Here is a 14,192-nt window from a genome sequence, read left to right as displayed (position 1 = left end):
CGTCCTTACGCCTCCTTCGGGGCGAGCCGCTTGAGCTCGGCCGCGGTGGAGTCCAGCAGCTCGTTCCAGGCCTGCTCGAACTTGGCCACGCCCTCGTCCTCCAGGAGCTGGACGACGTCGTCGTACGAGATGCCGGCGGCGGCCAGCGCGTCGAGGTCGGCCTGCGCCTGGGCGTAGGTGCCGCGAATGGTGTCGCCGGTCACCTCGCCGTGGTCGGCGGTGGCCTCCAGGGTGGCCTCCGGCATGGTGTTGACGGTGCCGGGGGCGACCAGCTCGGTCACGTACAGCGTGTCCGGGAGGGCCGGGTCCTTGACGCCGGTGGACGCCCACAGGGGACGCTGGCGGTGGGCGCCGGCCTTCTCCAGGGCGGACCAGCGCTCGGAGGAGAAGACCTTCTCGTACGCCTGGTAGGCCAGCCGGGCGTTGGCCAGGGCGGCCTTGCCCTTGAGGGCCTTGGCCTCGTCGCCGCCGGTCTTGTCCAGCCGCTTGTCGATCTCGGTGTCGACCCGGGAGACGAAGAACGACGCGACCGAGCGGATCCGGGACAGGTCCAGACCGGCGGCCTTGGCCTTCTCCAGCCCGGAGACGTACGCCTCCATGACCTCGCGGTAGCGGTCCAGGGAGAAGATCAGCGTCACGTTGACGCTGATGCCCCGGCCGATGACCTCCGCGATGGCCGGCAGGCCGGCCTTGGTCGCCGGGATCTTGATCAGGGTGTTGGGACGGTCCACCAGCCAGGCCAGCTGCTTGGCCTCGGCGACGGTGGCCAGGGTGTTGTGCGCCAGCCGCGGGTCGACCTCGATGGAGACCCGGCCGTCCTGCCCGCCGGAGGCGTCGTAGACCGGGCGCAGCACGTCGGCCGCGTCCCGGACGTCCGCCGTGGTGATCATGCGGATGGCCTCTTCGACCGTCACGCCGCGGGCGGCCAGCTCGGTCAGCTGCTGGTCGTAGCCGTCACCGCCGGAGATGGCCTTCTGGAAGATCGAGGGGTTGGTGGTCACGCCCACGACATGGCTCTGGTCGATCAGTTCCGCGAGGTTGCCGGAGCTGATCCGCTTGCGGGACAGATCGTCGAGCCAGATCGCCACGCCCTCGTCGGAGAGGCGCTTGAGTGCGTCTGTCATTGGAGTTGCATCTCCTCGTAAGTCGTATGCGTCGTACGTCAGCGAGCGGCGGCGACGGAGTCGCGGGCGGCGGCGGCCACGGCCTCGGCGGTCAGCCCGAACTCGCGGTAGAGGACCTTGTAGTCGGCGCTTGCCCCGAAGTGCTCCAGGGACACAATCCGGCCCGCGTCACCGACGAAGCGGTGCCAGGTCAGGCCGATACCGGCCTCGACCGCGACCCGGGCCCTGACGGACGGCGGCAGAACGCTGTCGCGGTAGGCCTGGTCCTGCTCCTCGAACCACTCCACCGACGGGACCGACACCACCCGGGTGGGGATGCCCTCGGCCTGCAGTGCCTCGCGGGCCCCGACGGCCAGCTGGACCTCGGAACCGGTGCCCAGCAGGATGACCTGCGCCGGGCCGCCCTCGGCCTCGAAGAGCACGTAGGCGCCCTTGGCCGCGTCCTCGTTCGCCTCGTACGTCGGTACGTTCTGGCGGGTGAGGGCGAGACCGTGCGGCGCCGGGGCGGTGGCGTGGCGCTTGAGGATCTCGCGCCAGGCGATGGCCGTCTCGTTGGCGTCGGCCGGGCGGACCACGTTCAGCCCGGGGATGGCGCGCAGCGCGGAGAGGTGCTCGACGGGCTGGTGGGTGGGACCGTCCTCGCCCAGGCCGATGGAGTCGTGCGTCCACACGTAGGTGACCGGCAGCTTCATCAGCGCGGCGAGGCGCACGGCGGGGCGCATGTAGTCGGAGAACACCAGGAAGGTGCCGCCGTAGATGCGGGTGTTGCCGTGCAGGGCGATGCCGTTCATGGCCGAGGCCATGGCGTGCTCGCGGATGCCGAAGTGCACCGTGCGGCCGTACGGGCTGGCCTCGGGCAGCGGGTTGTCCGCCGGCAGGAACGACGACGAGGCGTCGATGGTGGTGTTGTTGGAGCCCGCGAGGTCGGCCGAGCCGCCCCACAGCTCCGGCAGCACCGCGCCGACGGCCTGCAGGACCTCACCGGAGGCCTTGCGGGTCGCGACGTCCTTGCCGGCCGGGAACACCGGCAGCGCCTCTTCCCAGCCGGCCGGCAGCTCGCCCGCGGAGATCCGGTCGAACTGCGCGGCCCGCTCGGGCTGCGCGGTACGCCACTCCTCGAACCGCTTGGTCCACGCGGAGTGCGCCTCACGGCCGCGGTCCACGGCCTTGCGGGCGTGCGCCAGCACCTCGTCGGCGACCTCGAAGCTGCGCTCCGGGTCGAAGCCCAGCACCCGCTTGGTGGCGGCGACCTCGTCGTCGCCGAGCGCCGAGCCGTGCGCGGCCTCGGTGTTCTGCGCGTTCGGCGCCGGCCAGGCGATGATGGTGCGGGCGGCGATCAGCGACGGACGGTCGGTGACGGCCTGCGCGGTCCTGAAGGCGGCGTACAGGGCGTGGATGTCGAAGTCGCCCGAGGGGTCCTGCTCGATCCGCTGCACATGCCAGCCGTAGGCCTCGTACCGCTTGAGCACGTCCTCGGAGAACGCGGTGGCGGTGTCGCCCTCGATGGAGATGTGGTTGTCGTCGTACAGGGCGACCAGGTTGCCCAGCTTCTGGTGGCCGGCCAGCGAGGAGGCCTCCGCGGAGATGCCCTCCTCCAGGTCGCCGTCGGAGACGATCGCCCAGATGTTGTGGTCGAAGACCGACTCCCCGGCGGGGGCGTCGGGGTCGAACAGGCCGCGCTCGTAACGGGCTGCCATCGCCATGCCCACGGCGTTGGCGATGCCCTGGCCCAGCGGGCCGGTCGTGGTCTCGATGCCGGTGGTGTGACCGTGCTCGGGGTGACCGGGGGTCAGCGAGCCCCAGGTACGGAAGGCCTTGAGGTCGTCCAGTTCCAGGCCGTAGCCGGAAAGGAACAGCTGCGTGTACAGCGTCAGCGACGTGTGACCGGGCGACAGGACGAAACGGTCGCGGCCCGTCCAGTGCGCGTCGGACGGGTCGTGCTGCATCAACTTCTGAAAGAGCAGGTACGCGGCGGGCGCGAGGCTCATGGCCGTGCCGGGATGGCCGTTTCCGACCTTCTGCACGGAATCCATGGCCAGCACCCGGGCGGTGTCAACGGCCCGCCTGTCCAGATCGGTCCATTCGAGGTCTGCGGTCGTCGGCTCGGTACTCACCCTGGCTCAGGGCTCCTTTCCACATGCTGCTTTTCCCACATGATGGACGCCGGTGACGGGGTGCCTACCGGGCGTTGTCGAGCCTACCCCTGTGGGGGCGTGCACCTATTCGAGCGGTATTGCTCGACGCCTGGGGCAACCAGTCTCCGCGAGTGGACATTCCCGGCGCGGAGCCGGGTACAGGGCCAGCCTGCCCCGCCGGGACTGTCTTCGCCTGTTGAACGCGAACGGCCTGCGCGAGGCGCCCGCGGTGCGGTATGAGGGTCAACACGGGGCACCCCCGGGCGGGCCGGAGTATCCGCTACGTCTACAGTGGCGTGGTACGCGCAAGCGGAGCCGCTTGCTGGACTTTTTGATCAGGGGTGTTCGTGACGGCCGTCGAATCCCGGCCCGCCGGAGCCATCGGGTCGAGCACAGGTCGCAGGCCGTCACACCGGCCCTTCGGTGCCCGTTTGATGGCGTTCGTGGCGCTGACCAAGCCGCGCATCATCGAGTTGCTGCTCATCACCACGGTGCCGGTGATGTTCCTCGCGGCGGACGGGGTGCCGGACCTCTGGCTCGTCGCGGCGACCATGACCGGCGGTTACATGTCGGCCGGCGGCGCGAACGCCCTCAACATGTACATCGACCGCGACATCGACGCCCTCATGCGCCGCACCGAACGGCGTCCCCTGGTCACCGGCATGGTCGCGCCCTGGGAGTGCCTGGTGTTCGGCATCGCGCTGTCGGTGGTCTCGACGGTGTGGTTCGCCGTGCTGGTCAACCCGCTGTCCGCCGCGCTGTCGCTGGCCGCGATCCTCTACTACGTCTTCGTCTACACCCTCGGCCTCAAACGCCGCACCTCCCAGAACATCGTCTGGGGCGGTGTCGCCGGCTGCATGCAGATCCTCATCGGCTGGACCGCCGTGCGCGACGGTCTGGGCTGGGCGCCCTCCGTCCTCTTCCTCGTCCTCTTCTTCTGGACGCCGCCGCACTACTGGCCGCTGTCGATGAAGGTCAAGGACGACTACGCGCGGGTCGGCATCCCCATGCTGCCGGTGGTGGCGGGCAACGTCGTCGTCGGCCGCCAGATCGTGATCTACAGCTGGGTGATGGTGCTGGTCTCGCTGACCCTGTGGTGGCCGCTCGGCGCGGCCGGCTGGTTCTACGGGGCCGCGGCCGTGCTGCTCGGCGGCTTCTGGCTGGTCGAGGCGCACGCGCTGTACGGGCGGGCCAAGGCGGGCGTGGCCGGCGTGCGGCTCAAGGAGATGCGGCTGTTCCACTGGTCCATCACCTACGCGACGCTGCTGTTCGTGGCCGTGGCCGTGGACCCCTTCCTCCGCTGATTACCGGCGGGTAGCATTTCGGTCATGGCAGTCACGGCAGCAGACACCCCAGACACCCCGGGCACCCCGGACACCGAGACCGGCCCGGCCGGCCCCGACGCTCGCGCGCAGCGCCGCAGCGCCCGGCGCGTGGAGCGGCTCGCGAAGCAGGTGGGAGCCTTCGCCAGGAGCCACGGCGGCGCCGCCGAGGCCACGGTGGAGTACATCGGCCAGATCGGCACCCGCATCGTCCTGGTCGGCGAGAACGGCGAGTGGGGCGACCTGGTCGCCCCGACCCACGAGATCGCGCTGCGCGCCGTCGAGCGGGCCGGCGTCACCCTCCACGAGGACTTCGACGGCGACTTCGCGGCGAAGGTCCGCACCGGGCCGTACGAGTGGAAGCGGATGGCCGGTCTGCAGATCGGCGGTCCCGCCAACACCTGACGCCCCACCCGGCCGTTAGGGACCATGGGATGGACAGTGGTCCGTGACGGATGACGGGTGACGGGAGTCGTGGTGCAGGCGCAGACACGTGAGCAGCGACGGATCCTGGCCCGGCAGGAGGCGGCCCGGCTGACCGCCGAGGGCGTCCGGGCGGTCGCGATCAGCTGGGTGGACAACGCGGGCGTCAGCCGCGCCAAGACGGTGCCCACCGGCCGGCTCCCCGAGGCCGCGTCGACCGGGGTCGGCATGTCACCGGTCTTCGACGTCTTCACCTCGGACGACGCGATCACCGCCTCCGCCCATCTCGGCGGCCCCGACGGCGACCTGCGGCTCTTCCCCGACCTGGACCGGCTGACCGTCCTGGCCGCCCGGCCCGGCTGGGCCTGGGCCCCGGCCGACCGCTTCCGGCAGGACGGCGAGCCGCACCCCGCCTGCCAGCGGCAGTTCGCCCGCCGGATGGCCGAACGGGCCGCCGAGCGGGGCCTGGACCTGCGGATGGGCTTCGAGACCGAATGGATCGTCGATCCCCCCGGCGAGGGGCCCGCCTACGGGCTCACCCGGCTCACCGAGCGCTCCGACTACCTGCGCGACCTGTACGACGCCCTGGCCGCCCAGGGCGTGGAGGTCCACCAGATCCACGCCGAGTACGCCCCCGGGCAGTTCGAGGTCTCCACCGCGCCGGCCGACCCGGTCGGCGCCGCCGACGACGCCGTACTGGTCCGCGAGACCGTACGGGCGGTGAGCCTGCGGCACGGCCTGCGGGCCTCGTTCGCGCCCAGCTTCACCGCCGGGCAGGTCGGAAACGGCTGCCACCTGCACGTCAGCGCCGCCGGGCTGCTCTCCGGCGGCCCCGGACCCTACGGCATGACCGCCGCCGGCGAGGCCTTCCTCGCCGGACTGCTCGCGACCCTGCCCGCCCTGCTGGCGGTCGGCGCGCCCAGCCCCGCGAGTTATCTGCGGCTGGAGCCGTCCCGCTGGGCGGGCGTCTTCCGCTGCTGGGGGCTGGAGAACCGGGAGGCGGCGCTGCGGTTCGTGGCGGGGTCCGCCGCCGCCGACGGCGACGACGCCAACGCGGAGCTGAAGTGCTTCGACGCCGCCGCCAACCCCTACCTGCTGGTCGGCACGGTGATCGCGGCCGGGCTGGCCGGCACCGGGAAGCTGCCCGGGCCCGTCACCGGGGACCCGGCGCTGGGCCCGGCCGGGCCCGAGCGCCTGCCCACGTCCCTGAGCGAGGCGGCCGACCGCTTCGAGGCCGACCCGGTGCTGCGCGAGGCCCTCGGCGACGTCCTGCACGGCGCGGTGCTCGCGGTACGCCGCGCGGAGGCAGAACGGTTCGCCGGCAGCGAGCCGCAGCAGATCGCCGAGGCCACCCGGTGGCGCTGGTGAGCCGGCACGGCGGCCCGTGCCCGGGGTCGCCGGGTACCGCGTCCTGCGGTGGCCGCCGGTTTCCCCCCGGAGGGGGTACTCGCCGAGGCCGGGGAAGTTCCCCCGGAAGGGGGACCCCCGGTGGACCGCACGGGCGGAGGGGGCCGTACCGCCCATGATCGAGATCCCCCCGCTGGTGGACCACCACTGCCACGGGGTCGTGCGCGGCGAACTCGGCCTCGGGTCGTTCGAGCCGTACCTGACCGAGTCCGCCGCCCCCGCCGCCCCGGGGACGACGTTCTTCGACACCCAGGCGGGCTTCGCCGTACGCCGCTGGTGCCCGCCGCTGCTCGGGCTGGAGGCCCACGCACCGCCCGCCCGGTACCTGGCCCGGCGCCGGGAGCTCGGGGCGTACGAGGCGACCCGCCGGCTGCTGCGGGCGACCGGCATCGCCACCTACCTGGTGGACACCGGACTGCCGGGAGACCTGACCGGCCCCGGGGAGCTGGCCGGCGCGGCCGGGGCCGGCGCCCACGAGATCGTGAGGCTGGAGACACTGGCCGAGCGGGTCGCCGCCGCCACCGGCACCGTCGGCGGACTCGTCACCGGGCTCGCCGAGGCCGTGCACACCGCCGCCGGGAACGCCGCCGGGTTCAAGTCGGTCGCCGCCTACCGCCACGGCCTGGCGCTGGCCCCCGAACCGCCGTCCCCCGGCGAGGTACGGCGGGCCGCCGGACGGTGGCTGGACGCGGGCCCGCCCGGCGGACGGCTCACCGACCCCGTACTCATCCGGCACCTGCTGTGGACCGCCGTGGCCACCGGGCTGCCGCTCCAGCTGCACACCGGCTTCGGCGACCCCGACCTGCGCCTGGACCACGCCGACCCGGCGCTGCTCACCGACTTCGTGCGCGCCACCGCGGGCCTGGGCACCGATCTCGTTCTCCTGCACGGCTACCCGTACCACCGGCAGGCGGCCTACCTGGCCCATGTCTTCCCGCACGTCCACGCCGACGTGGGACTCGCCCTCACCCACACCGGGGCCCGCGCCCCCGCCGTCCTCGCCGAGTTCCTGGAACTCGCGCCCTTCGGCAAGCTGCTGTTCTCCACGGACGCCTACGGGCTGCCCGAGCTGTACGTGGCCGGCGCCGAACTGTTCCGTGACGCGGTACGGCGGCTGCTGGGCGGCTGGGTCGCCGACGGGGCATGGTCGGCGGGCGACGCGCGGCGGGTGGCCGCGATGCTCGCGGCCGGCAACGCGCGCCGGGTCTACCGGCTGGAGTGAACCCCGGCCGCCGGAGCCGGGTCCGTCGCCGCAGCCGAGTCCGCAGCCGAGTCCGCAGCCGAGTCCGCAGCCGAGTCCGCAGCCGAGTCCGCCGCCGGGGCGGGAACCGTCCCCTCGGCCGGGGCGGACGGCCGCTCGCGCAGGCTGAGCAGCACCCGCAGCACCGCGATCCAGATCAGCGTCGAGCCCAGCATGTGCAGACCCACCAGCAGCTCGGGCAGGCCCGTCGCGTACTGGACGTAACCGATGACGCCCTGCGCGAGCAGCACCGCCAGCAGCTCGGCGGCCCGACGGCGGGGCCCGGCGGGGGCGTCCACGGCGCGCAGCACGAACCACAGGGCCAGAGCCAGCGCGCACACCACCCAGGCGAGGTCGGCGTGGAGCTGGGCGACGCCCTCCCAGTCGATGCCGACCCTCGGGACGTCGCTGTGGTCGCCCGCGTGCGGCCCGGCGCCGGTCACCAGGGTGCCGACCGCGATCAGCGCCAGCGAAGCCCCGGTCAGCACCCAGGCGAGCTGCCGCACCGGCTTGCCGGTCAGCGGGCGCGGGGCGCCGTCACCCTCGGACACCCGCTGCCAGGTCAGCAGGGCGACCGTGATCAGCGCGGTGGACAGCAGGAAGTGCGCGGCGACGACATAGGGGTTGAGGTGGGTCAGCACCGTGACGCCGCCCCACACCGCGTTGCTCATCACGACCCAGAACTGCGCCCAGCTCAGCCGGGTCAGACCGCGCCGCCACGGCTTCGCCGAGCGCGCCGCGACGATCGCCCAGCCGACGGCCGCGCACAGCACGTACGTCAGCATGCGGTTGGTGAACTCGACGGCACCGTGGAAGCCCATCGCGCTCGTCGTGGTCAGGCTGTCCGAGGTGCACTTGGGCCAGGTCGGGCAGCCGAGGCCGGACGCGGTCAGCCGGACGGCGCCGCCGGTCACCACGATCACCACGCTCATCACGAGCGCGGCCATGGCGGCCCGCCGCACGGTCACCGGGGACGGCGTCCAGCGTCGGGCGATGGCGGCGAGGAGGTTCGGATTCGGCACCCGACCATCGTAGGCGCCCTCTTGTGCAATCCTTCACGAGGGGGTATTCGGGAGTAACGGGCTTTCGAGCCGCTGGGGGGATCATGACCGATCACGGAGCCGCCAACCACCTCAACCGCAGACGGCTGCTCTACGGAGGTGCCGCGGCCGCCCTGACCGGCACCGGCGCCGCCGTCTTCGTCGCCGCCGACTCACCGGCCGCGCCCGCGGTGAAGGAACCGGCCACCACCGGCCACCCCGGGGTCGTCGACGTCGTCGCCGACTTCGGCGCCAAGGGCGACGGCACCACCGACGACAGCCAGGCCTTCGCCGACGCCTACGCGTACGCCGTCTCCCGCCTGGACGACCACACCGGCCGCACCGTCATCGACATCCCGCCCGGCCGGTTCCTGATCACCCGCCCCGGCGCCCTGCTCAACGGCGACGACCCCGACAACGCCGCCAACGGCCTGCGCTTCCGGGGCGCCGGCCTGCGGATCAGCGAGATCGTCTTCGCACCGGAGACCGCCGCGGACGCCTACCTCTGCAACAACAACGACATGTGGCAGAACCTCGCCTTCGAGGGGCTGCGCTTCACCTCCGGCACGCCCGGCGCGTCGTTCTTCCTGTCCTACTCCACCGGCGGCGCCGCCAACTACCGCTTCACCGACTGCGAGTGGATGGGGGAGTGGGAGTACGGCCTCGCCCTGGACGGCAGCAACACCAACTCCGAGATGCGCTGGGAGTCCTGCCGGGTCGGCGGCTCGTACCGCAAGGCGTTCCTCTACTCGGGCCTGTCCAAGCGCTCCCAGGACCCCGAGCAGCAGGACCAGTTCCTCAACTACTGGTTCAACGACATGACCGTCCACTACGAGTGGGGCAACTTCCTGGAGTTCCCCTACGGCGGCTCCGTCAACTGCCGCGGCGGCAGCTACATCGTCACCGGCCGCCGCACCCGGGAGCACCCCGACTACGGCTACGAGAGCGCCTTCTTCCGCTTCCCCCGCGCCGAGCACTTCAGCAGCGTCCAGCGCTTCCACGCCGAGGACATCCGCTTCGAACTGCGCGACCCCGACGTCGTCGTCATCGACTGCGCCTGGAACAGCGGCACCGTCCACTTCAACGACTGCGACGACACCGCCAACGCCTTCAAGTCCTTCGCCCCCGCCCTCAAGGCGCACCGCTACGACCTCGGCACCCGCGGCCCCCTCGTCCGCTACGACTCCTGCCAGCTCACCGGCGCCCACCGCTTCCGCACCGACGGCACCGCGACGCTGCCGCGCGTCGTCCGCTACGACATGTGCCTGCTGGCCAGCCACAACGAGGACGGCGGCTTCCTGGCCGTCGACGCCGGCCAGGACACCGGCTTCGCCCGTTTCACCGACTGCGTCACTCCCACCTGAACCAGCGCGCCGCCGCGCCCAGGCCCAGCACGGCCCACACCGCCAGGATCGCCAGGTCGTCCCACGGCATGCCGGCGCCGTGCTGGAGCACGTCCCGCAGGCCGCCCGACAGGGCCGAGACCGGCAGCAGTTCCAGCACCGAGCGCAGGCCCGCCGGGAACCTGTCCAGCGGGACGATCACGCCGCCGCCCACCAGCAGCAGCAGGAACACCAGGTTGGCGGCGGCCAGGGTGGCCTCGGCCCGGAGCGTCCCGGCCATCAGCAGACCCAGGCCGGAGAAGGCGGCCGTGCCCAGCAGCAGGAGCAGCAGCACCGCGGCCGGGTTGCCGTGCGGGGACCAGCCCAGCGCGAACGCGATCACCGTCAGCAGCACGACCTGCAGCGACTCGGTGACCAGCACCGAACCGGTCTTGGCGGTCATCAGCGCCCACCGGGGCATCGGCGACGCCCCGAGCCGCTTGAGGACCCCGTAGCGCCGCTCGAAGCCGGTGGCGATGGCCTGGCCGGTGAAGGCCGTCGACACCACGGCCAGCGCCAGGATGCCGGGGGCGAGGAAGTCCACCGCCGCGCCCGCGCCGGTGTCGATGATGTCGACGGTGCCGAAGAGCAGCAGGAGCAGGCCGGGGATGACCACGGTCAGCAGCAGCTGCTCACCGTTGCGCAGCAGCATGCGGGTCTCCAGGGCCGTCTGCGCGCCGATCATGCGGGGCAGCGGGGCGGCGCCCGGCTCCGGGGCGAAGGTGGTCATCAGCGCAGCTCCTTGCCGGTCAGCTCCAGGAATACGTCTTCGAGCGTGCGCCGCTCGACCGCGAGCCGGTCCGGCATCACGCCGTGCTGGGCGCACCAGGAGGTCACCGTCGCCAGCAGCTGCGGATCGACCTTGCCCTCGATGCGGTAGCTGCCGGGGGTGAGCTCGGCGGCGGCGGAGTCGGCGGGCAGCGCGTTGAGCAGCGAGGCCAGGTCGAGACCGGGGCGCCCGGAGAAGCGCAGGGTGTTCTCGGCGCCGCCCCGGCACAGCTCGTCCGGGGTGCCGCGCGCTATGACCCGGCCGGCGTCGATGACGGCGACCTGGTCGGCGAGCTGCTCCGCCTCGTCCATGAAGTGCGTGGTCAGTACGACCGTGACCCCGTCGGCGCGCAGCTCGCGCACCAGCTCCCAGGTGGCCCGGCGGGCCTGCGGGTCCAGGCCCGCGGTCGGCTCGTCCAGGAACACCAGCTCCGGCCGCCCGACCACCGCCATGGCCAGCGCCAGCCGCTGCTGCTGGCCGCCGGAGAGCCGCCGGTAGGGCGTCCGGCCGCAGGAGCCGAGGCCGAGGCGTTCGATCAGCAGGTCCGGGTCGACGGGGTGGGCGTACAGGCCGGCGGTGTGCCGCAGCATCTCCTCGGCCCGCGCGCCGGGGTAGACGCCACCCGACTGGAGCATCACCCCGATCCGGGGGCGCAGCGCGGCGTTCTGCGTGACCGGGTCCAGCCCGAGCACCCGCACACTGCCGGCGTCGGGCCGCCGGTACCCCTCGCAGGTCTCGACGGTCGTCGTCTTCCCGGCCCCGTTCGGCCCGAGCACCGCCGTGACCGTCCCCCGCCCGACGGCGAGGTCGAGCCCGTTCACCGCCGTCTTGGCCCCGTACCGTTTGACCAGTCCGTCCACTTCGACCGCGGGCTCGTTTCCCATGACGGGCAGTCTACGAACCCGCCCGGCACCCGCCGCGCCGAGGGCCCGGTCCCGGGTCCGGCGGACGGAGTCCGGCGCAGCCGGGCGATGCCCGGGAGGCCCCCCGGCCGAGCGGTGCGAGTCCGGCGTCGGGGATTGGGACCGCGGGCTCGTCTCCCATGACGGGCAGTCTGCGAACCCGCCCGGCACCCGCCGCGCCGAGGGCCCGGTCGGCGCGGGGGCGGGACGTTTGCGCTGGTCGGCTTAGGTTCACCTAAGTGACGTACCCCACCGCCGTCCGCGCGGGACCCCGCTTGCCTTGCCCCGAGGAATTACGCAACACTGGCATTGTGAAATACGTGGGCGAGGCTCAGGAGGAGCAGACGGCCGGGGAGCGGAGCACCCGCAACCGGGTCGTCCGGTCGATCCTGGACCACGGCCCGTCGACCGCCGCCGACCTGGCCGAACGGCTGGGTCTGACCCAGGCCGCCGTACGACGCCATCTGGACGCCCTGGTCGCCGAGGACCTCGTGGAGCCCCGCGAGAAGCGGGTCTACGGGGCCCGTACGCGCGGCCGTCCGGCCAAGGCGTTCGCCCTGACGGACTGCGGCCGGGACGTCTTCGACCAGGCCTACGACCAGCTCGCCGCCGACGCGATGCGCTGGATCGCGCAGGCCGCCGGTGGCGGGGAGCGGGGCGAGGCCGCGGTGTCGGACTTCGCCCGGGCCAGGGTCGCGGCCCAGGCCGAGCGCTACCGGGTCGAGGTCGAGGCGGCCGAGCCCCGGGACCGTACGAAGGTGCTCGCCAAGGCCCTGAGCCAGGACGGGTACGCTGCTACCACGCGCAGCGCGCCCTCCTCCGCCGGTGAGCAGCTCTGCCAGCACCACTGCCCGGTGGCACACATCGCCGAGCAGTTCCCGCAGCTGTGCGAGGCGGAGGCCGAGGTCTTCTCCCGCCTGCTCGGTACCCACGTGCAACGACTGGCCACCATCGCCCACGGCGACGGGGTCTGTACGACCTTTGTTCCGCAAGCAAACGCCGGGAGGAACCCCGCATGACTGCTCCCACGGAGACCACTCACCCCGAACTCGACGGGCTGGGCACGTACGAGTACGGCTGGGCCGACTCCGACGCGGCGGGCGCGGCTGCCAAGCGCGGCCTCTCCGAGGACGTTGTCCGCGACATCTCCTCCAAGAAGTCCGAGCCGGAGTGGATGCTCAAGCTGCGGCTCAAGGGCCTGAAGCTGTTCGGCAAGAAGCCCATGCCGACCTGGGGTTCCGACCTGACCGGCATCGACTTCGACAACATCAAGTACTTCGTGCGGTCCACCGAGAAGCAGGCCGAGTCCTGGGAGGACCTGCCGGAGGACATCAAGAACACCTACGACAGGCTGGGCATCCCGGAGGCCGAGAAGCAGCGCCTGGTCGCCGGTGTCGCCGCCCAGTACGAGTCGGAGGTCGTCTACCACCAGATCCGCGAGGACCTGGAGGAGCAGGGCGTCATCTTCCTGGACACCGACACGGCGCTGAAGACGCACCCGGAGCTCTTCCAGGAGTACTTCGGCACGGTCATCCCGGTCGGCGACAACAAGTTCGCCTCGCTGAACTCGGCCGTGTGGTCCGGCGGTTCCTTCATCTACGTCCCCAAGGGCGTGCACGTCGAGATCCCGCTCCAGGCCTACTTCCGGATCAACACCGAGAACATGGGCCAGTTCGAGCGGACGCTGATCATCGTCGACGAGGACGCCTACGTGCACTACGTCGAGGGCTGCACGGCGCCGATCTACAAGTCGGACTCGCTGCACAGCGCCGTCGTGGAGATCATCGTGAAGAAGGGCGGCCGCTGCCGCTACACGACGATCCAGAACTGGTCGAACAACGTCTACAACCTGGTCACCAAGCGCGCCGTGGCGTACGAGGGCGCGACCATGGAGTGGGTCGACGGCAACATCGGCTCCAAGGTCACCATGAAGTACCCGGCCGTCTACCTGATGGGCGAGCACGCCAAGGGCGAGACCCTGTCCATCGCCTTCGCGGGCGAGGGCCAGCACCAGGACGCCGGCGCCAAGATGGTCCACATGGCCCCGAACACCTCCTCCAACATCGTCTCCAAGTCGGTGGCGCGAGGCGGCGGCCGCACCTCCTACCGCGGTCTGATCGAGATCGGCGAGGGCGCCGCGGGCTCCAAGTCCAACGTGCTGTGCGACGCGCTGCTGGTCGACACCATCTCCCGCTCCGACACCTACCCGTATGTGGACGTCCGCGAGGACGACGTGTCCATGGGCCACGAGGCGACCGTCTCCAAGGTCAGCGACGACCAGCTCTTCTACCTGATGAGCCGGGGCATGACCGAGTTCGAGGCGATGGCGATGATCGTCCGCGGCTTCGTCGAGCCGATCGCCAAGGAACTGCCGATGGAGTACGCGCTGGAGCTCAACCGGCTGATCGAGCTGCAGATGGAAGGGGCCGTCGGCTAGGGCCAAGCCTC

General features: G+C 72.1%; 12 protein-coding genes. 7 read left to right on the top strand and 5 right to left on the bottom strand.

Annotated features, from left to right (window positions below; translation table 11 throughout):
* Positions 1-5: 5 nt before the first annotated feature.
* The gene (gene tal, locus RWE79_RS10180) at positions 6-1,124 is read right to left on the bottom strand and encodes a transaldolase (RefSeq protein ID WP_475939703.1); all 1,119 of its coding nucleotides are present in this window, start codon (positions 1,122-1,124) and stop codon (positions 6-8) included.
* Between the two features lie 38 nt (positions 1,125-1,162).
* Positions 1,163-3,238, bottom strand: a complete 2,076-nt coding sequence (gene tkt, locus RWE79_RS10175; RefSeq protein WP_475939702.1) for a transketolase — start codon at positions 3,236-3,238, stop codon at positions 1,163-1,165.
* A 368-nt stretch (positions 3,239-3,606) separates the two neighbouring features.
* Between tkt and RWE79_RS10170 the strand changes: the two genes are divergently transcribed.
* From RWE79_RS10170 to RWE79_RS10155, 4 genes are all read left to right on the top strand, one after another.
* Positions 3,607-4,563 carry a heme o synthase gene (locus tag RWE79_RS10170; RefSeq protein WP_475939701.1) on the top strand — a complete coding sequence of 319 codons (957 nt, stop codon included), beginning with the start codon at positions 3,607-3,609 and terminating at the stop codon, positions 4,561-4,563.
* 24 nt (positions 4,564-4,587) lie between these two features.
* Complete coding sequence (locus RWE79_RS10165) at positions 4,588-4,986, top strand: hypothetical protein (protein ID WP_475939700.1); 399 nt, start codon at positions 4,588-4,590, stop codon at positions 4,984-4,986.
* 72 nt (positions 4,987-5,058) lie between these two features.
* On the top strand, positions 5,059-6,372 hold the full coding sequence (locus RWE79_RS10160) for a type I glutamate--ammonia ligase (RefSeq protein ID WP_475945728.1): 1,314 nt from the start codon (positions 5,059-5,061) through the stop codon (positions 6,370-6,372).
* A 154-nt stretch (positions 6,373-6,526) separates the two neighbouring features.
* A complete protein-coding gene (locus tag RWE79_RS10155; RefSeq protein ID WP_475939699.1) occupies positions 6,527-7,633 on the top strand; it encodes an amidohydrolase family protein in 1,107 nt (368 codons plus the stop codon).
* Here the strand turns inward: RWE79_RS10155 and RWE79_RS10150 are convergent.
* The gene (locus tag RWE79_RS10150) at positions 7,618-8,673 is read right to left on the bottom strand and encodes a COX15/CtaA family protein (RefSeq protein WP_475939698.1); all 1,056 of its coding nucleotides are present in this window, start codon (positions 8,671-8,673) and stop codon (positions 7,618-7,620) included. The genes RWE79_RS10155 and RWE79_RS10150 overlap by 16 nt on opposite strands.
* A gap of 83 nt (positions 8,674-8,756) precedes the next feature.
* On the opposite strand from RWE79_RS10150, the gene RWE79_RS10145 reads away from it, so the two are divergent.
* The gene (locus RWE79_RS10145) at positions 8,757-10,055 is read left to right on the top strand and encodes a glycosyl hydrolase family 28-related protein (RefSeq protein WP_475939697.1); all 1,299 of its coding nucleotides are present in this window, start codon (positions 8,757-8,759) and stop codon (positions 10,053-10,055) included.
* Here the strand turns inward: RWE79_RS10145 and RWE79_RS10140 are convergent.
* Positions 10,042-10,803: an ABC transporter permease gene (locus RWE79_RS10140; RefSeq protein WP_475939696.1), complete on the bottom strand. Its 762-nt coding sequence runs from the start codon at positions 10,801-10,803 to the stop codon at positions 10,042-10,044. The genes RWE79_RS10145 and RWE79_RS10140 overlap by 14 nt on opposite strands.
* Complete coding sequence (locus tag RWE79_RS10135; RefSeq protein ID WP_475939695.1) at positions 10,803-11,726, bottom strand: ABC transporter ATP-binding protein; 924 nt, start codon at positions 11,724-11,726, stop codon at positions 10,803-10,805. The genes RWE79_RS10140 and RWE79_RS10135 overlap by 1 nt, the downstream gene beginning before the upstream one ends.
* Positions 11,727-12,055: 329 nt before the next feature.
* Here RWE79_RS10135 and RWE79_RS10130 point away from each other — a divergent pair, with 329 nt between their 5' ends.
* Together RWE79_RS10130 and sufB are read left to right on the top strand one after the other, a co-directional pair.
* Positions 12,056-12,763: a helix-turn-helix transcriptional regulator gene (locus RWE79_RS10130; protein WP_475939694.1), complete on the top strand. Its 708-nt coding sequence runs from the start codon at positions 12,056-12,058 to the stop codon at positions 12,761-12,763.
* Positions 12,760-14,181, top strand: coding sequence for a Fe-S cluster assembly protein SufB (gene sufB, locus RWE79_RS10125; protein ID WP_475939693.1), 1,422 nt, complete (start codon positions 12,760-12,762; stop codon positions 14,179-14,181). The genes RWE79_RS10130 and sufB overlap by 4 nt, the downstream gene beginning before the upstream one ends.
* Positions 14,182-14,192 lie beyond the last annotated feature (11 nt).

It is taken from the genome of Streptomyces sp. RLA131 (assembly GCF_056270125.1).
Note: the sequence above shows the minus strand (reverse complement) of the source record. Positions and strands in the feature narration are given on the sequence as shown.

Bases quoted from the DNA above. Each gene is read 5' to 3' on its own strand.
- RWE79_RS10145 (WP_475939697.1), top strand. From the start codon at position 8,757: ATGACCGATCACGGAGCCGCCAACCACCTCAACCGCAGACGGCTGCTC.
- sufB (WP_475939693.1), top strand. From the start codon at position 12,760: ATGACTGCTCCCACGGAGACCACTCACCCCGAACTCGACGGGCTGGGC.
- RWE79_RS10155 (WP_475939699.1), top strand. From the start codon at position 6,527: ATGATCGAGATCCCCCCGCTGGTGGACCACCACTGCCACGGGGTCGTG.
- RWE79_RS10165 (WP_475939700.1), top strand. From the start codon at position 4,588: ATGGCAGTCACGGCAGCAGACACCCCAGACACCCCGGGCACCCCGGAC.
- RWE79_RS10135 (WP_475939695.1), bottom strand. From the start codon at position 11,726: ATGGGAAACGAGCCCGCGGTCGAAGTGGACGGACTGGTCAAACGGTAC.
- RWE79_RS10140 (WP_475939696.1), bottom strand. From the start codon at position 10,803: ATGACCACCTTCGCCCCGGAGCCGGGCGCCGCCCCGCTGCCCCGCATG.
- tal (WP_475939703.1), bottom strand. From the start codon at position 1,124: ATGACAGACGCACTCAAGCGCCTCTCCGACGAGGGCGTGGCGATCTGG.